General features: G+C 69.6%; 15 protein-coding genes. 4 read left to right on the top strand and 11 right to left on the bottom strand.

What is annotated here, in order from left to right; all coding sequences use genetic code 11:
* Positions 1 to 134: 134 nt before the first annotated feature.
* The 10 genes from NAEX_RS10450 to tssD all read right to left on the bottom strand — a co-directional run bounded on the left by NAEX_RS10450 (position 135) and on the right by tssD (position 13,555).
* On the bottom strand, positions 135 to 1,577 hold the full coding sequence (locus tag NAEX_RS10450; protein WP_143825747.1) for an IS1380 family transposase: 1,443 nt from the start codon (positions 1,575 to 1,577) through the stop codon (positions 135 to 137).
* Between the two features lie 317 nt (positions 1,578 to 1,894).
* Complete coding sequence (locus tag NAEX_RS10445) at positions 1,895 to 3,298, bottom strand: IS1380 family transposase (protein ID WP_096333576.1); 1,404 nt, start codon at positions 3,296 to 3,298, stop codon at positions 1,895 to 1,897.
* A 143-nt stretch (positions 3,299 to 3,441) separates the two neighbouring features.
* On the bottom strand, positions 3,442 to 4,197 hold the full coding sequence (istB, locus tag NAEX_RS10440; protein WP_096333575.1) for an IS21-like element helper ATPase IstB: 756 nt from the start codon (positions 4,195 to 4,197) through the stop codon (positions 3,442 to 3,444).
* Positions 4,181 to 5,695: an IS21 family transposase gene (gene istA, locus NAEX_RS10435; protein ID WP_096327359.1), complete on the bottom strand. Its 1,515-nt coding sequence runs from the start codon at positions 5,693 to 5,695 to the stop codon at positions 4,181 to 4,183. Before istA ends, istB begins: the two co-directional genes overlap by 17 nt.
* On the bottom strand, positions 5,692 to 6,051 hold the full coding sequence (locus NAEX_RS10430; RefSeq protein WP_096332370.1) for a hypothetical protein: 360 nt from the start codon (positions 6,049 to 6,051) through the stop codon (positions 5,692 to 5,694). Before NAEX_RS10430 ends, istA begins: the two co-directional genes overlap by 4 nt.
* Positions 6,052 to 7,081: 1,030 nt before the next feature.
* On the bottom strand, positions 7,082 to 7,879 hold the full coding sequence (locus NAEX_RS10425) for a PP2C family protein-serine/threonine phosphatase (RefSeq protein ID WP_211302389.1): 798 nt from the start codon (positions 7,877 to 7,879) through the stop codon (positions 7,082 to 7,084).
* A gap of 774 nt (positions 7,880 to 8,653) precedes the next feature.
* Complete coding sequence (locus tag NAEX_RS10420) at positions 8,654 to 9,427, bottom strand: SIMPL domain-containing protein (protein WP_096327357.1); 774 nt, start codon at positions 9,425 to 9,427, stop codon at positions 8,654 to 8,656.
* 109 nt (positions 9,428 to 9,536) lie between these two features.
* Entirely contained in the window at positions 9,537 to 10,238 is a 702-nt protein-coding gene (locus NAEX_RS52030; RefSeq protein WP_211302388.1) for a tail fiber domain-containing protein, read from the bottom strand.
* 70 nt (positions 10,239 to 10,308) lie between these two features.
* Positions 10,309 to 12,939 carry a type VI secretion system ATPase TssH gene (tssH, locus tag NAEX_RS10410; RefSeq protein ID WP_096327356.1) on the bottom strand — a complete coding sequence of 877 codons (2,631 nt, stop codon included), beginning with the start codon at positions 12,937 to 12,939 and terminating at the stop codon, positions 10,309 to 10,311.
* A gap of 118 nt (positions 12,940 to 13,057) precedes the next feature.
* Positions 13,058 to 13,555, bottom strand: a complete 498-nt coding sequence (gene tssD / locus NAEX_RS10405) for a type VI secretion system tube protein TssD (RefSeq protein ID WP_096327355.1) — start codon at positions 13,553 to 13,555, stop codon at positions 13,058 to 13,060.
* A 351-nt stretch (positions 13,556 to 13,906) separates the two neighbouring features.
* Between tssD and tssB the strand changes: the two genes are divergently transcribed.
* Genes tssB through NAEX_RS10385 form a run of 4 tightly spaced genes read left to right on the top strand, consistent with a single transcriptional unit; the run spans position 13,907 to position 19,378 of the window.
* Positions 13,907 to 14,416, top strand: a complete 510-nt coding sequence (gene tssB, locus NAEX_RS10400; protein WP_096327354.1) for a type VI secretion system contractile sheath small subunit — start codon at positions 13,907 to 13,909, stop codon at positions 14,414 to 14,416.
* A 37-nt stretch (positions 14,417 to 14,453) separates the two neighbouring features.
* On the top strand, positions 14,454 to 15,944 hold the full coding sequence (tssC, locus tag NAEX_RS10395) for a type VI secretion system contractile sheath large subunit (RefSeq protein WP_096327353.1): 1,491 nt from the start codon (positions 14,454 to 14,456) through the stop codon (positions 15,942 to 15,944).
* A gap of 4 nt (positions 15,945 to 15,948) precedes the next feature.
* On the top strand, positions 15,949 to 17,646 hold the full coding sequence (locus tag NAEX_RS10390; RefSeq protein WP_096327352.1) for a serine/threonine protein kinase: 1,698 nt from the start codon (positions 15,949 to 15,951) through the stop codon (positions 17,644 to 17,646).
* Between the two features lie 10 nt (positions 17,647 to 17,656).
* Positions 17,657 to 19,378 (top strand): penicillin-insensitive murein endopeptidase, encoded by a 1,722-nt coding sequence (locus NAEX_RS10385; RefSeq protein WP_096327351.1) that lies wholly within the window; start codon positions 17,657 to 17,659, stop codon positions 19,376 to 19,378.
* Positions 19,379 to 19,498: 120 nt separating this feature from the next.
* Here NAEX_RS10385 and NAEX_RS10380 read toward each other — a convergent pair whose 3' ends face one another.
* The gene (locus NAEX_RS10380) at positions 19,499 to 22,837 is read right to left on the bottom strand and encodes an FHA domain-containing protein (protein ID WP_096327350.1); all 3,339 of its coding nucleotides are present in this window, start codon (positions 22,835 to 22,837) and stop codon (positions 19,499 to 19,501) included.
* Positions 22,838 to 22,863: the final 26 nt, after the last annotated feature.

Genomic DNA, 22,863 nt, shown 5'->3' with positions numbered 1-22,863 from the left:
CCGGGGCTGGCGCGAGATCGAGCTGTAAGAGGGATTACAAAGCCGGCTACGCGTTTTGGGTGACCTGCGCATAAGGACAGACGAATCCCGGCGCGCAGCGCAGCGCACCATTGTGTGACGGACGGCGAGGGCCGTCAGCGTCTCATGACGTGATGACGGTGGAGGTTCTCGAGGACGCGCCACCACACGTGCTGGAGTGGGAAGACTGAGCTTAGGGAGACGCGGATCCTGCGGACCGAGGCGGTGACGATGGCGCCGATCTTGAGCAGCCGCGTGCGGATCGTGGAGACCTGGGCGTGGGCGAGCTCGGTGCCGGCGAGGGCGAGTCGGCGGAGCTCGTTGAGGATCATGTAGGCGACGGACGAGAGCCACAGGCGGAGCTGGTTGGCGCGCAGCGTGTGGGCGCTGGTGCGGTCGGCGAAGAGGCCGAGTTGCTGCTCCTTGATCCTGTTCTCCATGTCTCCGCGAGCGCAGTAGAGGTCCTCGTAGAGCGAGCGCGCGTCGTACTCGTCATGCGAGAGGTTGGTGGCGACGAAGCGCGGATTCTCCTTGTCCGTCGTGTACTCGGCCTTGCCGACCACCCGGCGCTCTCGCGACCACGTCCGGTTGGTCTCGTAGCGAAAGTCCTTGAAGACGCGTGCTTCCTTGCCGGTCTGCTCGGAGGTGGTGCGGGCCTGCGTCATCTCGTCCTCGATCTCGGCGATCAGGCGCGAGTTCTTCTGCAGGCCGAGGACGAAGAAGAGGCCGTTGTCCTCGCACCAGCGCATGACCTCGTCGCGGCAGAAGCCGGAATCGCCGCGCACGATGATCCGGACGGCCGGCCAGCGAGCGAGGATCTGACTGACGATCCTCTCGAGCTCCTCGACCGCGCCGCTGACTGGCTGCTTGTCGGCGGTGTTCAGCGCGGCGCCAAGGATGAAGTCGCCGCAGAAGACGTACAGCGGCAGGTAGCAGTAGCTGTCGTAGAAGCCATGGAAGAAGCGACCCTCCTGCTTGCCGTGTACGGGGTCGTCCGTCGCGTCGAGATCGAGGACGATCTCGGCGGGCGGCCGATCGTGCGCGGCCAGGAAGGTGTCGACGAAGAGGCGCTGAATCCCGTGGTCGTCGTAGCTGATCTTCTTGTAGCGCTCGTCGCCGGCCACCGTGGGCTTCGCCAGCTCCAGGCGGTTCAGCGTGCTCTTGCCCGCCAGCGCATGGCCCCGGTCGCGCACCCGCTTGCGCTGCTCGCCGGTCGGATCGGCCTTGCCTATCGCCAGCGCGAGCAAGGCATCGTCGCGGAGCACGTCGTGGTCGTTCAGGTCCTCGTAACCACACAGCAGGCCCAGCACGCGCTGCGCGAGCAGTTCCTCGACGGTGTGCTCGACCCGGCTCGGGTCGCGGTGGTCCCGAAAGCAGGCCGCGAAGTCCCGAAACACACCTGAACTCTTGGTCAGCTCGCGCAGCAACAGCAGGCCGCCGTCCGAGCTGACCCGCCCGGCGTCGAAGGCGGCCTCGACACGCCTCCGCCCGGCCGGTTGAAAATCGAACTCGGTGCGGATACACCTTGTCGTGTTCCGGCCGTACCCCTGGGTGGTCAGCAATCGTTTCACACCCGCTCGAACTCGGGAAGTGCGGCCGGAATTCCTTCCCGTGGTGAGAAATCCGGACTAGTCCGGATTTCTCACCACGGATGGGTGGGGGCCCGCCAAGCGCCTGTCAGGGGGCTTGGTGGAAGGGTGTTGGACGCCGTCGACGTGAGCCGGGAGGCGCGCTCGTTACGCCCACTGCTGGCGCGAGATCGAGCTGTTAGATGGATTACAAAGCCGGCTGCGCGTTTGGGGTGACCTGCGCATAAGGACAGACGAGCCCCGGCGCGCAGCGCGGCGCGCCCTTTGAGTGACGGATGTCGAGGCCGTCAGCGTCTCATGACGTGATGGCGGTGGAGGTTCTCGAGGACGCGCCACCACACGTGCTGGAGCGGGAAGACCGAGCTTAGGGAGACGCGGAGCCTGCGGACCGAGGCGGTGACGATGGCGCCGATCTTGAGCAGCCGCGTGCGGATCGTGGAGACCTGGGCGTGGGCGAGCTCGGTGCCGGCGAGGGCGATCCGGCGGAGCTCGTTGAGAATCATGTAGGCGACGGACGACAGCCACAGGCGGAGCTGGTTGGCGCGCAGCGTGTGGGCGCTGGTGCGGTCGGCGAAGAGGCCGAGCTGCTGCTCCTTGATCCGGTTCTCCATGTCCCCACGAGCGCAGTAGAGGTCCTCGTAGAGCGAGCGCGCGTCGTACTCGTCCTGCGAGAGGTTGGTGGCGACGAAGCGCGGATTCTCCTTGTCCGTCGTGTACTCGGCCTTGCCGACCACCCGGCGCTCTCGCGACCACGTCCGGTTGGTCTCGTAGCGAAAGTCCTTGAAGACGCGTGCTTCCTTGCCGGTCTGCTCGGAGGTGGTGCGGGCCTGCGTCATCTCGTCCTCGATCTCGGCGATCAGGCGCGAGTTCTTCTGCAGGCCGAGGACGAAGAAGAGGCCGTTGTCCTCGCACCAGCGCATGACCTCGTCGCGGCAGAAGCCGGAATCGCCGCGCACGATGATCCGGACGGCCGGCCAGCGAGCGAGGATCTGACTGACGATCCTCTCGAGCTCCTCGACCGCGCCGCTGACTGGCTGCTTGTCGGCGGTGTTCAGCGCGGCGCCAAGGATGAAGTCGCCGCAGGAGACGTACAGCGGCAGGTAGCAGTAGCTGTCGTAGAAGCCGTGGAAGAAGCGACCCTCCTGCTTGCCGTGTACGGGGTCGTCCGTCGCGTCGAGATCGAGGACGATCTCGGCGGGCGGCCGATCGTGCGCGGCCAGGAAGGTGTCGACGAAGAGGCGCTGGATGCCGTGGTCGTCGTAGCTGATCTTCTTGTAGCGCTCGTCGCCGGCCACCGTGGGCTTCGCCAGCTCCAGGCGGTTCAGCGTGCTCTTGCCCGCCAGCGCATGGCCCCGGTCGCGCACCCGCTTGCGCTGCTCGCCGGTCGGATCGGCCTTGCCTATCGCCAGCGCGAGCAAGGCATCGTCGCGGAGCACGTCGTGGTCGTTCAGGTCCTCGTAACCACACAGCAGGCCCAGCACGCGCTGCGCGAGCAATTCCTCGACGGTTTGCTCGATGCGGCTCGGGTCGCGGTGGTCCCGGAAGCAGGCCGCGAAGTCCCGAAACACACCTGAACTCTTGGTCAGCTCGCGCAGCAACAGCAGGCCGCCGTCCGAGCTGACCCGCCCGGCGTCGAAGGCGGCCTCGACACGCCTCCGCCCGGCCGGTTGAAAATCGAACTCGGTGCGGATACACCTTGTTGTTGTCGCCGGCCACGATCCGCAGCGTAGCGCCGGTGTCCGGCGCCGGTGGGTAGCGCCGGTGTCGGACGCCGACGCAAATCGCCGGCGCACAGCGCCGGCGTGGACGTGATGCGGGAGCTGGCTGCGGGCGGTCAGCCTGGGGGTTTTGGCGGACGGCTACGGCGACGGGAGGTGCGTTCGTTGGCTTCCTTGAGGCGCCAGGATTCGCCGGCGATCTCGACGATCTCGACCTTGTGGCAGAGGCGATCGAGGAGGGTGCCGACGCAGGAGGCGCTGTGGAAGACGGCGGCCCACTCGCTGAAGGGCCGATTGGTGGTGATCACGACCGGCGCCTTGGTGTATCGCTGGGAGACGACCTCGAAGAGCAGGTCGGCGTAGCGGTTGCTGTAGGGCAGGTAGCCGAGCTCGTCGACGACGAGCAGCGCGGGCTTGACGTAGCGGTGCAGGCGACGGCGCAGCGCGGCGGCGCCGTCCTGCGCGGCGAGGTCACCGAGCATCGCGGAGGCGGTCGTGAAGCGGGCGGTGTAGCCCTGCAGGACGGCGTGGTGGGCGAGGTTTTGCGCGAGCATGGTCTTGCCGACGCCGTTGGGGCCGAGGAAGACGACGTTGACGGCTTCGCGGATGAAGCCGAGCTCGAAGAGTTCGTCGACGAGGGCGCGGTCGAGCTTCGGGTGCTTCCAGTCGTAGTCGGCGATCGGCTTCATCGCGGTCAGCTTGGCGGCGAGCATGCGGCGCTCGAGGCTGCGACGCTTTCGCTCGTGCTCCTCGATGTCGAGGACGGTGCGCAGCCACGGCTCGCGGACGACCTCATCCCAGCGTGCGTACAAGCCATGCAGGCCGAGACCCAGAGCGCGCCTTCGCAGGGCATCGTCAGGTGCGAGAGCCATCGTCACCCTCCTCATCCTTCGGCCGCAGCCGGTCGTACAGGTCGAGCGCGTGCGGCCTCACGACGACGTCGCGCAGCCGCGGGTTCGTGGGTACCTCGGCGGACAGCGGCGCGGGCCGCCCCTCGTCGGCGCGTCGCCGCTCGAGCAGCTGGCGCACGCTCGGCGGATGGACGAGTTCGCGGGCGTTGGCCTCGGCGAGCGCGGCGTCGAGCTCCGCGGCGCCGTACTGGTCGAGCAGGCGCCCGAGCTGCCAGGTCACGTTGCCGAGGTTCTGCCCGCGCTCGGCGCAGCGATGCAGGAAGCCGCGGCTGTGCGGCGCGGCGTGCTGCAGGCGGTCCATGCCGCGGTGATGATGCGCGGCGCGCTTGTCGGCGACGAGCGTCTCGATGTGCACAGGATCCTCGACGCGTTCGTCGCGGCCCCACGCACGCGGGTGCGTGGCGAGGACGGCGGTCCCGTCGACGATCCGCACGGTGTCCGGATCGGCGACCACCGCGAGCTGCCGGCGCACGTGGGTGTGCGGCACCGAGTAGTCGTTGAGGTCGAAGCGCACGTACGGCGTCTTGCCGACGTGCACCGGCACGACCTCGTCGCACGCGAAGCGCGTCTCGGGCAGCGGCAGAAGCCGCGCCCGCTCCTCGGCGAAGACTTCGCCGACCGTCCGGGCGCGATCCTCCGGGCACGGGCGTGCGGCGGCGATCCGCGCGCACCAGTCGGCGGCCTGGGCGTTGAGGTCGTCGAGATCCTCGTAGGTGCGCGCGGCGAAGAAGTTGTCGCGGATGTAGCGGATCCGCCGCTCCACACGCCCCTTCTCGTTGCCCCGCGCCGGCGCGCAGGGCTTCGGCGCGAAGCGGTAGTGACCGGCTAGGCGCAGCAGCGTCTCGTTGAAGCGGATCGCGTCGCCGACCCGCTCCAGCACCGCGCTCTTGAGGTTGTCGTACAGGAGCTCGCGCGGCACGCCGCCGAATGTCTCGAAGGCCAGCTGATGCCCGCGCAGAAAGCTCGGCATGCGCGCGTCGAAGAAGAAGTGCAAGTACACCATCCGCGACCAGCTCAGGACCATGACGAAGGCCATCAGCGGGCGCTCGGCCCGACCGATGCGCAGCTTGCCGAAGTGCGCCCAGTCGACCTGCCCCTGTTCTCCGGGCAAGGTCGCAAGACGCAGGTACGCCTCGGCCTTCGGCCGCGGCCGGATCGACGCGACAATCTCGCGGAAGCGCGAGCACTTCCCCGTGTACCCGCGCGCCTGCACCATCTGCAGCAGCCGGCTCGCCCGCAGCCGCGGGTACTTCTCCAGCATCTCGCGGATAAAGGGCAGGTACGGGTCGACCTTCGACGGTCGCGGCATCGTCACCGCCGGCACCACGCCGGCCTGGCCGAGCACGCGCGTCACGACGCTCGTGTGCACGCCGAGCTGCTCGGCGATCGTCCCGATCGGCCAGCCCTCCGCGTGATGCAGGCGGACAATCTCCGCCTCGGTTTCGGGCCGCGTCTTCACACGTCACCTCCGAGAAGGCGCAGCTGCCGAAAGTCACCGACGCCGCGGATCCGTCTCCGCGCGCCGCCGTGCACCCGCGTAGAAAAATCCACGAGCGGGCTGCGGTGCCCGCGAAGATCGGCGTTGGGAAACGCCCAGTCGATGTAATCCGGACCCCTCGCGTCCACATACTGCACAGCGTCGAGCCGCTGGCCCTGCCACATCGCCAGCCCCTCCAGCACCGTCATCAGCGCCCGCGGGTGCTCGCTGTGCAGCGGCAGCCGGGCCTTCAGCCGATCCCCTTCGCCGTCGATCACCAGGATTTGCAGGTCCGGCTCGCAGATCCGCAGCAGCGCTCTCCATCTTGATTGACTCACGATCGTCCTCGTCTCCGCAGATGGCGACCAGCACCACGCCGGCCTCGGCCACCTGCTCGTCGAGCATCGGCGCCGGCTCCGATGTGGCTAGACCGTGATCCATCACGATCTTCATCCGCCGCTCGGCGCGCCGCCTCGCCTCGGCCCTCGCGTGCATCCGCCGGCCGTGCATGCTCCGCGCGTAACGCCGCCTCGCCGCCCGCACCGACGCAAGCCGCTGCTGGGCCGCGCAGTCCTTCCCGCAGTACCGCTGCCCGCGGTCGCAGGCCCGGCACACCGAAACCTGCCGCCGGCACCTCCCGCAGTTGAACAGTCGCTGGCTCTCGTCCTCGATCGACCACGTGCCCGGCCACGCACTCCGCTGGACTTCCCCGAGCCCTCGCCGTACCCTCCTGCCGTCGCTTCTTTGTTGGCTGTCCTTTGGGGTACGGCCGGCTACGACACCGAGCGCTGAGAGTCGCTACCTCTCAGCGCTCACCTTTTGGCGGCCGCGCTCCCTCTACCCGACCCGCCAGCGTTCGCCGAAAACTTGACGCGCTGCTTGATCCTCATCCGCTGACCGTTGACGCCTCATCGGCGCTGCGCCTCGGATTTCGGCCGGCGTCGACACTTGTCGTGTTCCGGCCGTACCCCTGGGTGGTCAGCAATCGTTTCACACCCGCTCGAACTCGGGAAGTGCGGCCGGAATTCCTTCCCGTGGTGAGAAATCCGGACTAGCCGCGGCTGGAGTTTGATAGACACCCATCGAGGACGGAATCCTGGGCCCCATGGCATGCGTTTCTCGATCACGCGACTGCGCGCGTCCGCGATCTGAAGGAGCGGGTAAAGCCAACGACTCACGAGCACCGTCTGTCCGGAGTCGGTGAGGAGCACCCGCCGTCTCTACAAGCTCCACGACGGCTTCAGCCGCGTGAAGCGTCGTCGGCCTTTGCACGCTTGCAGGCCCAACCACTACATATAACGAGCTCGACATACCCGATCAGGCGCGCGCCAAGGCCTTCAGCGCGCCCGCTCGGCGTCGCAGCGCCAGCTAACCCGGCCCGAGGATCTCCACGAAGAGCGCAGTGATGTTGTCCCGTCCGCCGCGCCGTCGGGCATGTCGAACAGCGGCGGGGGCGGCGGCTTGGATGTCGAGCTGAAACAGGCGCCGCAGGACCTTCTCGCGATCGAAGTATTCGTGCAAGCCGTCGGAGCACAGCAGCAGCCGGTCTCCTCGCGCGACCGGTACGGCGTAAATGTCGACCTCCAATTCGTCAGCCAGGCCGAGCGCTCGGGTGATAGGCGATCTTCGGCCGCGCGTATGCTCCGGCAATGCGAATCCTTGCTTGATCCGCAGGTTGAGCAGGGTGTGGTCTTCAGTAACCTGTCGGATTTCTGGGCCGCGCGCGTGATACACCCTCGAGTCCCCGACCTGTCCCACCACCGCGACCTCGCCGGCGACGAGGACGACCGAGGCCGTCGTACACATCCCTGCATATCGACCATCCACCTTCGCCATCGCGCGGAGCTTTTGAGAAGCGTCCTGCATCGCCGTGCGGACGACCCCTTCGATCTTCACGATGGCTTCGCTACCGACCCAGCTCGCGTTTTGCCCGGGCATCGAGGCGCCTCTCGCCTTGGTTTCATGCCAGATCCGCTCCCAGAGCACGGACACGGCCTCGCCAGCAGCGAGGCCCCCAAAGGGCCTTCCACCCACGCCATCGGCGACGATGAACAGGCCGAGGCGACCATCCGCCAGGAAGGCATCTTCGTTGATGGCGCGCAGCTTTCCCGGATCGGTCATGCCGAAGTGCGTGGTGTGCGCGACGGACCAGGCCGAGCCGAGCAACGCCGAAGCCTGCGGCCATCGGAGCGCTGAGTGCGCAGAGCCGGACACCGGCCCTGGAAGAGCCGGATCGTCGGCCTGGGGCAGCCCGTCGCCCGTGGGGAAGAGAGCGAGTTTTCGGCGGCGACGGCTCATGGGGCTCCGGCTTGGCGTGAGCGCGCATCCTCGCACAGCGCGCAGACGCTCACAAGGATCGGCGTGGCCTGGCAAGCGCATCATCGCACGGCGCGTTATCGCTCACAATTGTCGGCGGCAGACCCCTGGCTTGGCCACTCCGTGAGCTCCGCAGGAGTCGAACCGGGCGCGACGAGACAGCGGGCTCAACGGTTACGAAGGGGACGGCTCGCCTCGGCCGACGCCTCGCCGCCTTGGGCGGCCCGAACGGCCGGGCGTTGGCGCCGGCCGTCGTCGACAGGTGGCTGCGGCCGGCTGCAGCATCAGGCCGGCGTGCCGGTGACGTCGCCGCACGTCATACGGCATTCGTGCCTGACGATCCTCGCGGATCGCGGGCTCGATCCGCTGCGGCTGCAGGCCCACGCGCGGCACAAGCACTTCGCCACCACGGAGGATTATATTAAGCGCCTGCAGCAGCAGAAGCGAGCCAGGGAGGCCGCCGCGGTCTGGGACATCGGCATGCCCGGCCGCGGGACGACGAGGGCGCCGGTTCGTCGCGCGGCACCCGCGCTCGAGGTCGGCGCGTACGTGCCGCAAGCGGTCTCGCCTCTCGCGGACCGCTTGCCTGAAAACCATCTTAAAAAATTCAAACCCCGTGTAGCCCTACTTCAGCTCGAACGTGGCGTGGACGATGGTGATGATGTCCTTCTCGAGCGACGACGTATCGTTGTTGCCGTCCCACGAGCCCTGGGTGGAGTTGGCGGGGTTGACGTTGATGACGCCCATGTCGGCGGTGCGGAGGGCGCCGATTTCGGCGCCGCCGGCGGAGGCGACGATGTTTTCGGCGCGGGTCCGGGCGTCGCGCGAGGCCTCGGCGAGCATCTCGATCTTGACGTCGCCGAGCTTGGTGTAGAAGTACTCCGGCGCGTCCGAGCTGACGGTCACGCCCTGCTCGAGCAGCTCGGTGACCTCGCGCGACATCTTCTCCACCAGCGCGACGTCGTTGGAGCGGACCTTGATCTCCTGCACCGCGTCGTAGCCGGTGAGCACCTGCTTCTCGATGCGGCTGTCGCCGGTGCCGTGATACTGGGTCTCGTACGACGGGTCGACGCTGGCCGAGGACAGCCAGATCTGGTCCTTCGGCACGCCGCGCTGGATCAGGAACTCCTCGGTGCGCTTGGCGTTGTCGTGGAGCGCCCGATAGGCCTCGGTGCGGCCCTCGGCGCTGGCCTCGACGGTCGCGGTCCACTCGATGAAGTCGGAGACGATACGCTTCTTGGCCGACCCCGTGACCTGGATCGTGCGGACCTGCGGGCGTACGCGGACGCGCTCCCAGGTGCTGCTGGCGATGTACGTGGCGAGGACCAGCGCGACGCCGACGCCGAGGAGGCCGAAGGGTCGCAGATCGAGGGAGGCGGAGAGCTTGCTCGGTTCCATGCTGACGGCGCCCTACGTGCGAGGTACCGCCAAGATTCCACGCCGCCGATCTTTCAGGACATGTCCCAAGGATCCATCGCCGTGAGGTCGGACACGTCCCCTGCGGACCTCAGGGCTGCGCGGGCGAGAGGGCGGCGAGGCGGCGCTCGAGGCGGTCGAGTCGAGCCCGCAGCTCGTCGTTCTCGGCCTCGGCGGTGACGAGGCGGTGGTACAGGCCCTGGATCGCGGCCAGCGACACGCCGGCGGCGTCGAGCGGGAAGATCATGCGGTCGGTGTTCCACAGGCCGAACGCGGCCTTGAAGTCCTGCGCCATCGGACCGAGGTGGCGGACGTCGGGCGCGTCCTGTTTGTAGCGCCAGGTCGTGATGTCGAGCGCGACCACGCGGCTCAGGATGTCGCCGGAATCGACGGCTCGCAGGTCGGTCTTGGCGTTGCGATCGCTTATCGGGCAATTGTCGCTGCAGAACTCCTCGCCGGGCGGGACCGGCACGCCGGCGCAACAGGTGAGGCCGTCGCAGCACTGCTGACCGGCGTTGCACGGCTCGGTCTGCTTCGAGCAGGCGCCCCCGGTGCTGCTGGCGTCGCCGCTGGTCGGGCCGGTGGTCGCCCCGGTCGTGGCGCCCCCGGTCAACGTCGCGGTGGCGCTGGTCGAGCCGATCGAGGCGGTCGCGTCCTGCGTGCTGGAGTTGCTTGTGGTCGAGGTCGCCGAGGTCGTCGAGCTCGTCGTCGACTCGGTGTTCTTGTCGCCAAGAGCGCCGCAGGCGAGCAGGAGGGTGAGGGCGAGGGGGAGCCGAGGACGACGAAAAGACATCCCCCGAGGATGGAGCATCCCCGGGGGTGGATCTACCTCGTCGCCCGCGGACAAGCCCGGGCGAACGTCGTCAGGCGGGCAACGGATCGAAGGTGATGTCCCAGGCCTCGCCTTCCTTGCCGAGGCCGATCCGGACCTTGCTCGGCTGCTGGCCGGCGGCGAACGTCTCGAGCAGCTTGCGGCTGAGGACCGGCATGAGCGAGCCGCGGAGGATGTGGTCGACGTTGCGTGCGCCGGTCTCGGACTCGGTGCAGCGGGCGGCCATGGCGTCGTAGACCTCGGGCAGCACCTCGGCCTCGATCTTGTGGCTGTCCCACAGGCGCCTCCGCAGGCCCTTGAGCTTGAGCTCGGTGATCTCGCGCAGCACCGGCGGCGGCAGCGGCTGGAACGGCACGATCGACATGCGGGCCAGCAGCGCCGGCTTGAAGTGCTTCGACAGGGTCGGCCGGATCGCCTCGACCAACTCCTCGGGCGTGCGCGCGGTCAGGCCGTTGTCGGTCAGCTTCATGATCGCGTCCGAGGCCAGGTTGCTGGTGAGGATCACGATCGTGTTCTTGAAGTCGATGAGGCGGCCCTCGCCGTCCGACAGCATGCCCTTGTCGAACACCTGGTAGAACAGGTTCATGACGTCGAGGTCGGCCTTCTCGCACTCGTCGAGGAGGACCACCGAGTAGGGCCGCTGACGCACGGCCTCGGTCAGCACGCCGCCCTCGCCGTAGCCGACGTAGCCCGGCGGCGAGCCGATCAGGCGCGACACCGTGTGCTTCTCCTGGAACTCCGACATGTTGATCGTCGTCATGAAGCGCTCGCCGCCGTAGAGCAGGTCGGCGAGGGCGGTGGCGGTCTCGGTCTTGCCGACGCCGCTGGTGCCGACGAACAGCAGCACGCCGATCGGGGTGCTCGGGTTGCGGATGCCGGCGTGGGCGATCCGCAGCGTCTCCGACACGACCTTGACGGCGTTGGGCTGGCCCTTGACGCGCTCGGTGAGGGTGTCCTCGAGGCGCAGCAGGCTCTCCATCGCGTCGCGCTTCATGTTGCCGACGGGGATGCCGGTCCAGTTGGAGACGACGCGGGCGACCGCGTCGCTGTCGACCTCGGCGTGGATCAGGCGCTCCTCGCCGCCGGCGGCGACGAGCGCGGCGTCGGCGGCTCGCTTGGCCTCGCGGAGCTCTTCGGTGGCGGCCTCGCCGGCGGCGCGCAGGGCCTCGCGGGCCTTGTCGACGGCGACCAGCGCCTCCTTCTCCTCCTGCCAGCGCTTCTCGAGCGCGGCGCGCTCGTCCTCGCCGGCGCGCAGCTTGTCGCGCAGCTCGGAGAGGTGAGCCAGGTCGACGAGGTTGCCCTCGCGGTCCTCCCGCTCGAGCGCGCCGATCTCCCGCTTCAGCGCGGCGAGCTCCTGCTCCTGGCGCAGCATCGCCTCGGGCCGCGAGGCCTGCTCGATCTTCACCCGCGTCGAGGCCGTGTCGAGCAGGTCGACCGCCTTGTCGGGCAGCTGGCGGCCGGAGATGTAGCGGTGGCTGAGCTTGACGGCGGCGATCAGCGCCTCGTCGCGGATCGTCACGGTGTGGGTGCGCTCGTAGGTGTCCCGCAGGCCGCGGAGCATGACGAGGGCCTGCTCCTCGGACGGCTCGTCGACCTTGACCAACTGGAAGCGGCGGGCGAACGCGGCGTCCTTCTCGAAGTACTTCTTGTACTCGGACCAGGTGGTGGCGGCGATCGTGCGCAGCTCGCCGCGGGCGAGCGCGGGCTTGAGGATGTTGGTGGCGTCGTTGTCCTTGTTGCCGACGATGGTGTGGGCCTCGTCGATGAACAGGACGATCGGCTTCGGCGAGGACTTGACCTCCTCGATGACGGCCTTGAGGCGCTTCTCGAACTCGCCGCGCACGCCGGCGCCGGCCTGCATGAGGCCCATGTCGAGCTCGAGCAGCTCGACGTCGTGCAGCGAGGACGGGACGTCGCCCTCGATGATCGCGCGCGCGAGGCCCTCGACGAGCGCGGTCTTGCCGACGCCGGGCTCGCCGACGAGGATCGGGTTGTTCTTGCGCCGGCGGGTCAAGATCTCCACGAGCTGGCGGATCTCCTGGTGGCGACCGAACACCGGGTCGATCTTGCCCTCGCGGGCCTTCTGCGTGTACGAGGAGGTGAAGCGGCGCAGCGCCTGCTCGCCGGCGGCCACCGGGGTGGCGGCCGCCGCTCCGCCGCCGCTGGCCGCGGGAGCCGAGGCGGCGCGCACGGCCTCCTTCGAGCCGGCGGTGATGCCCTCGAGGTCCTTGCGCAGCGTCTCGAGGTCGATCGCGGCCAGCTCGGCCAGCGTCTCGGCGCTGTAGCGGTGGCCGCGGGCGCACCACTGCTGGATCAGGTGGCCGGTGCGGATCTCGGTGGCGCCGTACTGCAGCGAGGCGACGACCCACGCGTCCTCGAGCCACTGGAAGAGGGTCTCGGCGAATACGGGGCGGCCGGCGTTGCCGGTGCGCATGGTCTCGAGGACACGTTGCACGCGCTGGCGCAGGCGGGCGGCGTCCTGGTTGAAGTGCGAGAGGATCTTCGCCGCGTCGGTGTCTTCGCCGCTCAGGATCGCGGCGAGCAGGTGCTCCGGCACGATCTCGTAGTAGCGGGAGCTGGCGGCGTGGGACACCGCGGCCTCGAGCATCGAGGTGCAGGTCGGGTTGAGCCTTCGAACGATCGCTTTCGGGTCGACGCGCATGCGGGTCTCTCGCGGGGATGTTTGGGGATGGAGGGGGAGCGCTATAGTAGAAAGGCGGGCCGGCCAGGCGCGGAGACGAACTCTCGCGCCAGGCCGTTTTATGTGCAACGAACGCTGCTTACGCGCCGTCGCTGTTCGACCACGAGTCGACGAATTCGGCGCCCGTGGGGACGAAGATCCACGTGATGGTGTGGTAGACGATGCTCACCGTCTCGAGCGGCGGGGCCTTGGCCTCGGCCGGGTCGAGGGCGTTGGGCGAGAGGCGCTCGATCGAGTCGATGCGGCCGTTCTCCAGCTTGACGGTGAAGAACTGCTCCGTGGTGCCGTCGCCGCTCGGATTGGGGCGGAAGAACTTGAACTCGGCGTCGATTCTCTCGTTGCGGCACAGGGCCTTGGCGATCAGGGGCGAGCTCTTGTCGATGCGCTTCACGACGCGGATGGGCGCGTGGACGCGGCGACCGACGGCGGCGCGGCTGCCGTGCTCACGCGCGGTGCGGACGCTGTCTTGGAATTCGACGCACTCGATCGAGTTCTCGCGACCGAGCGAGGTCTGCGAGCTCTCGCCCTGGATGTCTTGGCCATTCGCTTTCAGGTACAGATGGACGGTCTCAGCCATGCGGGACACCTTATCAAAGGCCCCGCGGCCGGCTACGGGCGCAACCCCGGTATTTTCGCGCCTGCGCGGCCTCCAACGCGACTTTGGCTCGCACAATCGCGCAGGTTCGAAACCGCGCCAGGTGTCACTTTCGCGCGAGCTCAAGGCGAAGTCCGGAGCGCCCTTATCCGCGTTACGTCGGCGTCAGCGTGCGGTGATTTCGCGCGCGCGCGATCGCGGCGCTCGTCGCACGCTCTGGACGTCGGACGGCCGGCCGTTCTATGGTCCATGCCGCAGAGGTGCCGCTGTCTGGCGCACCGCGGGGACAGACGGGGCGAGGAAAACAGTAGTGTCCGCGAGGATGGTGCCTTCATGAGCAAGGGTAAAGAGGGATCGGTCGCGCCGAAGGAGCGCGTGAACATCACGTACAAGCCGGCCACGGACGGGGCTGCGGAGGAAGTCGAGCTCCCGCTCAAGATCCTCATGCTCGGCGACTTCACCGGGCGGCAGGACGACCGGCCGGTCGAGGAGCGCGTGCCCATCAACGTCGACAAGGACAACTTCGACAAGGTGATGGCGGCGCAGAAGCTCGAGACCTCGATCAGCGTGACCAACAAGCTGACCGACGGGGACCAGGGCGACCTCTCGCTGAACCTCAAGTTCGACACGCTGAAGGACTTCCGCCCCGAGGGGATCGTCGAGCAGGTGCCGGAGCTGAAGGAGCTGATGGAGCTGCGCAACGCGCTCACCGCTCTCAAGGGCCCGCTGGTCGGCGGCAACGTGCCGGAGTTCAAGAAGAAGCTCGTCGAGGCGCTGCGCGACCCGGACAAGCGCGCGCGGCTGATCAAGGAGCTGGGGATCGAGGACAAGCCGGGGTCGTGAGGCGCCCGCGACCGAATCGCAGAAGGAGTTTTAGGACATGACGGACACGAATTCCCAGACAGCCTCGCAGCGGCAGACCGAGGTGCAGGACTCGCTACTCGACTCGCTGCTGTCCGAGACCAAGCTCGGCCCGACCGACGGCGAGGCCTATGAGCTGGTCCGCCGCGGCACCCGCAAGCTGATGGACGATCTGCTGCGCTCGAACGAGGTCGCGCCGAAGATCGACAAGAGCCTCATCGACGAGATGATCGCCGACATCGACCGCCGCCTCACCGCGCAGGTCAACCAGATCCTCCACCACCCGCAGGTCCGCCAGCTCGAGTCGTCGTGGCGCGGCCTCAAGTACCTGGTCGACCAGATCGACTTCCGCGAGAACGTCCGCCTCGAGATCGTCAACGCGACCAAGGAAGACCTCCGAGTCGACTTCGAGGACGCCCCCGACATCACCAAGTCGGGCCTGTACAACACGATCTACCGCAACAACTTCGGCGTGTTCGGCGGCAAGCCCTACGGGGTGATCTGCTCGACCTACGACTTCGGCACCGGCACCGAGGACATCCAGCTGCTCAAGCAGTTCGCGGCCGTCGGCGCCATGGCGCACGCGCCGTTCCTCGGCAACGCCTCGCCGAAGATGTTCGGCGTGCAGTCGTTCACCGAGCTGCCCAAGCTCAAGGACCTGCAGGCGCTGTTCGAGGGCCCGCAGTACGCCAAGTGGAACAGCCTGCGCGAGACCGAGGACGCCCGCTACCTCGGCATGTGCATGCCGCGGTTCATGCTGCGCGCGCCGTACGGCAAGCGCGAGAGCGAGCTGTCGGTCAAGCAGTTCGACTTCACCGAGGAGGTGATCGACAACCACGACGCGTACCTGTGGGGCCCGGCGTCGCTGGCGATGGCCGCCAAGATCGCCGACAGCTTCGCCAAGTACCGCTGGTGCCCGAACATCATCGGCCCGCAGGGCGGCGGCGCGGTCTACAACCTGCCGCTCCACCAGTACGAGCAGGGCGGCGAGATCAAGAGCAAGATCCCGACCGAGGTCTCGCTCGACGACCGCCGCGAGTACGAGCTCGCCGAGCAGGGCTTCATCGGCTTGGTGTTCCGCAAGGACTCCGACAACGCGGCGTTCTTCTCCGCGAACTCGATCCAGCGGCCCAAGGTGTTCGCCAAGACCGCCGAGGGGCAGGCCGCGCAGACCAACTACATGCTCGGGACGCGCCTCCCGTACATGTTCGTGATCACGCGCCTCGCCCACTACATGAAGGTCCTGCAGCGCGAGCAGATCGGCACGTGGAAGAGCCGCGCCGACCTCGACCGCGAGCTGAACAACTGGATCCGCCAGTACGTGTCGGACATGCCCGATCCGCCGGCCGCCACGCGCTCGCGCAAGCCGCTGCGCAAGGCCAAGGTGATCGTCGAGGAGGTCGAGGGACAGGTCGGCTGGTACCGCTGCAACCTGGCCATCGAGCCGCACCTCAAGTTCGAGGGCGCCGAGTTCACCCTGTCGCTCGTCGGCAAGCTGGACAAGTCCTAGCCAGGTGGCAGTCACTTCGTCACATCGAGTCGGCGCCGTCGTCGGCGGCCGCTACCAGCTGCGCGAGTCCCTCGGAGGCGGGGGAGTCGGGCAGGTGTTCCGCGCCTGGGACACCCAGGGTCAGAGGGCCGTCGCGCTCAAGATCCTGGACCCCGGGCGCGCCGGCGACGACGCGCTCGACCGCTACGCCAAGCTGGTCGCGACCGCCGGTCGCGCCGGCCACTCCGGGCTCGTGCTGCCGCGCGGGCTCGGGCTGGCCTCGCGCAACCCGCCGATCGTGGTGATGGACTCTCTGACCGGCGACGACGTCGGCAAGCTGCGCGCGCGCCTCGGTCGCATGCCGTGGATGCGCGCGCTCGAGCTGTGCGGCCAGACGGCGGAGATCCTCCACGCGGTCTATTCGAGCACGCGGGCGGCACACCGCGATCTCAAGCCGAGCAACATCTTCGTCACGGATCGCGGCGAGGTGCGGGTCCTCGACTATGCGATCGCCGAGCTGGAGCTCGTCTCGAACGACAGCACGCGCGTCGACTCGGCGCTCGGCAGCAGCGTCGACTACCGCGCGCCCGAGCAGCTCGAGGGCCGGCCGACCGACGAGCGCACCGACGTGTTCGCGCTCGGGGTCGTGCTGTTCGAGCTGGTCAGCGGCCAGCTGCCGTTCCACGGCCAGTCCTATTACGAGGTCGCGCGCAAGATCATGGCCGAGCCGCCGCCCAGGCTCGCCGACGTCGCGCCCGACGCGGGCGTGCCGGTCGGCGTCGAGGGCCTCATCCGTCGCGCGCTCGGGAAGCAGCCCGAGGAGCGCTTCGCCGACCTCAAGGCGATGGCCGACGCGATCGCCCACGTGCGTCGCTTCCCCGGGATCACTCCCGGCGCGCCGGTGACCGCGGCGGGCACGATGATCGAGGTCCGCGGCCAGACGCCGCGCCCGTCCGGCACCGTCACCGAAGAGGACGACGAGGACGACACGACCACGACGTTGATGCCGAGCAAGCGGCCCGGCCGCACCGGCGCGAACCTGCTGCTGCAGAAGTCGCCCGTGCCGCAGAAGCCGACGACGCCGCCGGCCGAGCGCACCGTCATCGCGCCGAGCATGTCCCCGAGGACAGGCACCACCGGGCCCAACAACAACCTCGCCGCGCTCCGGCCGGCGAGCGCGACCGTCGTCGACCCGCAGGCGCCGGGGCGCACGATCGTCGCGCCGACCACCGGGGCCGGGCGCACCGTCGTGGCGCCGACCACCGGCGCGGGCGGGGACGAGGCGCCGGTCGACCGCACGGTCGTGTTCCGCACCGACAGCCACCCGGCCGTCGGCAGCGGCGGCACGGTGGTGCTCGGGCAGGGCAAGCCGCCCCCGAGCGAGTCGACGATGATCCTGCCCGACCCGTCGGCGCCGCGGGCCGAGTCGACGATGATCCTGCCCGACCAGGGCGGAGCGCCGGCGCGGCAGGACACGACGATGATCCTGCCCGACCCGAACATCCCGCAGGGCGAGACGACGATGGCGCTGCCCGACGCGGCCTCCGCGGTCTCGTCGCGCGCCCGCCCGGCCGAGGCCACCATGGCGCTCGACGGCCCGACCGCCGCCGCGGTGGCCAAGCGGCCGGCCGAGTGGTCGCTGCAGAAGACGCTGATCATCGTCAACGTCGCCTGCGGCCTGCTGATCATGATCGGCCTGCTCGTCATGCTGCTGGCCAACTGAGGAGGACTCCGTGGCCGACGGACCTGTCTTCAAGGTCATATCACCGGACGGCGACGAGCGCCGGGTCGCGTTCAAGGGCCCGGAGATGCAGGTCGGCAGCAGCGTCGACTCCAACCTCGTCCTCGGCGGCCACGGCGTGTCCGGCAAGCACTGCCGGATCTCCATGCGGGGCGACAAGCTCATCGTCACCGACCGCGGCTCGCGCAACGGCACCTACATCAACTCGCGCCGCTGCGTCGAGCCGACCGAGTTCGGCCCCGGCGACCGCCTCAGCGTCGGCGCCTACGTGCTCGAGATCGCCGACGACGACCGCGACCGGAAGATCGAGCAGAAGCTGAAATTCGAGCCGGTCGCGCTGGCCCGCGGCGAGGACGAGCAGCGGGCGGCGGAGCAGCGCCGGCTGGCCCGCTACGCCCGCGAGTGGGTCGACCACGGGCGGGCGCGGCGGCTGCTGCTGCACGGCCGCGACCTGGCGCTGGCCGAGGGTTGGATGGCCGTGCCGGCGCAGCGGGCCGAGGTCGAGGCCGAGCCGCTGCTGCGCGAGTTCGTCGGCGCGAGCATGCGGGCGCACATGATCCGCCGGGCCGTGCAGTTCACGACCGCGGGCGTGCTGCTCGGCGCGCTGGCGATCTTCCTGTTCAAGCGGCCCGAGGCGGCGCAGCCCGAGCCGCCGCCCGCGACGCCGACGGCGGCGGTCGACGATCAGGTGGTCGAGAGGACAGGTTATTCGGGACAGGCGGCGCGCGAGGAGTGGATCGAGCACCAGGTCAGCCCGGGCGAGACGTTCGAGGACATCGCCCGCTACTACGAGGTGTCGCCGGTGCTGCTGCAGCAGTGGAACGGCGGGGTGACGACGCTGGTGCCGGACATGAAGCTCAAGGTCCGCACGACGCGTCCGCCGCGGCCGCCGCTGGTCCAGGAGTACTACACGGTCGGCGAGGGCGAGGACTGGCTGGCGGTGGCCAACCTGTACAGCACGAGCGTCGACAAGCTGCGCCAGTTCAACCCGACGGCGCCCGACCGGCTCAAGGGCGGCGAGGAGCTGACGCTGTGGATCGACGCCGGTCAGTTCGGGGCCAAGACGCCGAACCCCGACGACCTGCCGATCTTCATCGTCCCCGAGGGCGCGAGCTCGGTCGGCGGCGTGACCAGCGGGACGCTCGTCAACCCGGTCCAGCTGCTGCCGTCGGCGCTGGCCGACGTCCGCTGCGCCTCGCACGCCTACGCGACCAACTACACGCTGTCGCAGCTGCTGCGCGGGCTCTCCGAGTTCCGCGCCCAGGGCTTCACCAACCAGGTCATGATCGCCGACCTCAGCCTCAAGGACGGCGGCGGCTACGGGCGTCACAAGTCGCATCAGTCAGGTCGCGACGCCGACATCTGGCTGCAGGTGAAGCGCAAGCGCTACCTCGACGGCTGCAAGAACTGCAGCACGACGAGCTGCCGGCCCGAGCCCGAGGAGGTCGACTGGCGCACGACGTGGCGGTTCATCCGCGCGCTGCACTCGACCGGCGCGGTCCAGGAGATCTTCCTGTCGCACTGGCTGCAAGAGGAGCTGCACAAGGCGGCGGTCGCCGAGGGCGAGACGCCGGCCGAGCTGAAGAAGCTGATCCAGTGGCCGCGGCCCAAGGGCACGCCGGCGCTGGTGATGCACTCGGACGGGCATATCCATCACATCCACGTCCGCTTCAAGTGCGACCCGACCGACACCGCGTGTAGCAACGCGAAGTGAGCCGGGCCCCCGCGAGCGGGCGCTACGAGACGCGCACGTGCGAGACCGCCGGCGCGACGAATGGTGGCGCTCTCCGGGTAGGCACATTCGCCGGGGATTGTGCGGACCGCGGACGGCGGGCTACTTGCCCTCGCACAGCGGCTCGATTGGCTCGCCGGGGTAGAGCGTGCTCCACTCGTCGTCGCTGAAGTCGCGGCCGACGGTGCGGCAGGCCAGCGCGATCAGGAGGTCGTGCTTGAGCGGCCAGACGCGCAGGGCCCCGTCGGCGCCGCTGCTGGCGAGCAGGCGGCCGGTGCCGTCGACGCGCATGGCGCTGACGGGACCGGCGTGGCCGGTGAGGGGGATCGATCGCACCTCGCCGCCACGGCTGAGGTCGTCGACGAGCCACAGCCGCAAGGTCTTGTCGGCGCTGGCGGACACCAGGAGCTCGCTGCCTGGCTCGAAGAACAGGGCGGTGATGGCCGTCTCGTGACCCTTGAGCGGCTTGCTCCGCTCGGTCATGTTCTTGAGGTCGGTCATGTTGATGACGCCGTCGTCGCTGCCGGTCGCCAGCCAGCGCTTGTCGGGGCTGAACGCCGCCGCGCGCACGCGCGAGTCGTGAGCCACGGCCGAGCGCTCGGGCAGCTCGGCGGTCTTGCCCTTGTCGACGGTGCGGAGGATCGCGCGGGCGTCGTCGCTGGTCGAGACCAGCAGGTCGCCGCCGCCGCTGAACGTCAGCGACAGCACCGACTTCTCGTGCTGCACGACCTGCTGCTCGCCGCCGTTGCCGGTCATCGGCCACAGCGTGACCCGGTTGTCGGCCGCCGCGACCGCGAAGTAGGGGCTGCTGGGCGACACGGCCAGCGCGGTGATCGAGCGGCCGAGCGCGACGCCTCGGGCCGGGCTGTCCTCGGGGCCGTCGCTCTTCATCGACCAGGTGTTGATCGCGCCGGAGAAGTCGGCGCTGACCAGCCAGCGGTTGTCCGGGCTGAAGGCGACGTGGCTGATGAGGTCGTCGTGCTGGGCGCGCTCGATCGGCTTGGGCTCGCGCTCGCTGCCGCTGAGGCTGTAGATGAGGAGCTGGCGCTCGACGCCGACGGCCGCCCACACACCGTCGGGGCTGACGGCCAGCGCCTGCGGGGCCTGCTCGAAGGTGCGCTCGAGGATCCGCCGCGGGGTGCCGCGGTTGTCGAGGCGCCAGGCGCGGAGGGCCTTGTCCTGGCCCAGCGAGACCATGCGGCCGCCGTCGCTGCTGAGGCCGAGGCCGGTGATCGGGCCGCGGTGATCGCTGAGCACCGCCAGCGCGCCGCCGGCGTCGGCGTTCTGCAGCGGCCACAGCCGCAAGGTGCCGTCGGCCGAGGCGGACAGCAGCGAGTTGCCGTCGTAGCTCGGCAGCACCGACTCGATGGTGTCGACGTGCTCGTCGAACACGACCACCGGCTGGGCCGAGGTGTGGCGCTGGGCGGCGTCCCACACGTAGATCTTGTTGTCCTGGGCGGCGACGGCGATCCGCCGCCCGGTCGGGTCGGCCGCCAGCGCCTTCGGCTCGGCCTGCAGGCCGCGCAGGCCGACGCGCAGCGGCTCGCTGCCCTCGCGCATCATCTGGTCGAGCTCGGTGACGATGAGCTGCTTGTCTGTCCCGAGGGACAGGACGGCGCGGGCGCCGGGGAGGAACGCGAGGTCGACGACCGCGCCGGTGTGGCTGGCGAGCGCGTCCTGCTGCGCGCGCGCGAGCGTGCGGACGCGCCAGCGCACGACCTGGCCGATGCTGTCGCCGACCACGACCTCGTCACCCTCGCCGTTGACGGCGAAGGCGGTGGCGTCGCCGCCGATGGCGAGGTTGAGCTGCTTGCCCTTCTTGCGCCCGTCCTGCAGGTCGGTGGCGATCGCCTGCTTGCCGCCGAACGAGTACAGGCGGCTGCCGCCGTCGCGGAACACGAGCTGCTCGATGGCCCCGCTGTGCTGCCGCAGCTCGCCGAGCTTGGCGCCGGCGTCGGTGCCGCGCATGTCCCACACGGTGACGTTGCCGCGGCGGTCGCCCGTGGCGAAGAACCGGCCGTCCTCGCTGAAGCTGATCGCGGTGACCGGGTCGCGGTGGCTCTCGAGCTGCCGGGTCAGCTTCGGCGCGGTGCGCTGCTGCAGGTCCCACAGGTCGACCGTGCCCTTGCCTGTCCCTACGGCCAGCCAGCGGCCCTCGGGCCCGAGCGCGGCGACCTTGCCGGCGCCGCTGCTCGAGGGCAGCGTCTTCGGCTGGGTGGCGCCGGTGCGGTCGTAGAGGATGACGGCGCCGGTGTCGTCGACGGTGACGACGTCGCGCTCGTCGCGGGCGACGTCGGCGTGGCGGATCGGCGAGGCGCCGCGGCCGATGACGCGGCTGCGCTGGCGCGAGAGGGCGATCCGCAGCGCCCGCTCGGCGTCCGACTGGCGCGCGCACGGGCCGTCGGCGGCGCTCACGGCCCGCGTGCCGGCGAGGATCGCCAGCTCGAGGTCGGTCTGCTCGGCTGCCTTTTGGGCCAGGAGGTTGGCGCGCTGCACCGCGGGGTTGTCGGGGGTGCATTGTCCGGCGCCGGCCTCGCGCCCGGCGGCGGCGTCCTTGAGCACGAGGTCGTCGTGCAGCACGTGCGCCGCCACGTTGCCGCCGATCAGCGCGACGGTCAGCGCCCCGGCGCGCAGGCCGAGGTCGCGGATCCGGTGGCGACGATCGCCGCGGCTGGCGTAGATGAACTCGCGGTGCAGCTCGGACGGGCGCGGCCGCAGCTTGCGGTCGCTGGCGGCCCAGGCCAGGCCGCGCTTCAGCAGCGGGCCGTGCAGCAGGAGCCCCTCGGGCTTGCCGAGGTCGCGCCAGCGCCGGGCCAGCGGATCGATCTGGCTGCGGCAGGCCTCGTTCTCGTCGTTGACCGGACCGGTCGGCTTGCCCTCCGGCTCGGGCGCGGCCGCCGGCTCGGGCTCGGGCTGGCGCAGGTTGACGCGGATGCTGCTGTCCGGAAGGCCAGCTTCGGGCTCGGGCGCCGGCCGCGGGGCCCTGGGCGCGGGCCTGGCCGGCTCCGGGGCGGGCCTGGCCTTCGGAGCAGGTTCGGGCGCGGCCGCCTTGGCCGGCCGGGGCGCCTGCTTGACGGCGCGCTGGGTGGTCTGGTCGTCCTCGGCCCGGGGCTGGACGCGCGCGGTGCCGCGGCTGCCGCCGGCACCTGCCTCTCCGACCAGGTAGATCTTGACCTTGCCGACCTCGATCTCGTCACCGGCCTTGATCGGGGTCTTGGCGGCGATCCGCTTGCCGTTGACCTTGGTGCCGTTGCGCGAGCCGAGGTCCTCGACGAAGTGCTGGCCGCGCTCTTGGCTCAGGCGGGCGTGCTGTCGCGAGGCGCCGTCCTCGAAGTTGAGCTGGAGGTCGTGCTCGGCCTCGCGGCCGACGACGACCACGTCCTTGGCGAAGCGGAGCTCTTTGCGCGGCTGTCCCTCGCGTTCGACGGCGATATGAAGCATGAGCCGCCCGGAGGATATCACCGCGG

The organism is Nannocystis exedens, assembly GCF_002343915.1.
Taxonomy (GTDB): Bacteria; Myxococcota_A; Polyangia; order Nannocystales; family Nannocystaceae; genus Nannocystis; species Nannocystis exedens.
The sequence above is the reverse complement of the archived record's forward strand: the minus strand, read 5'-3'. Positions and strand labels throughout refer to the sequence as shown.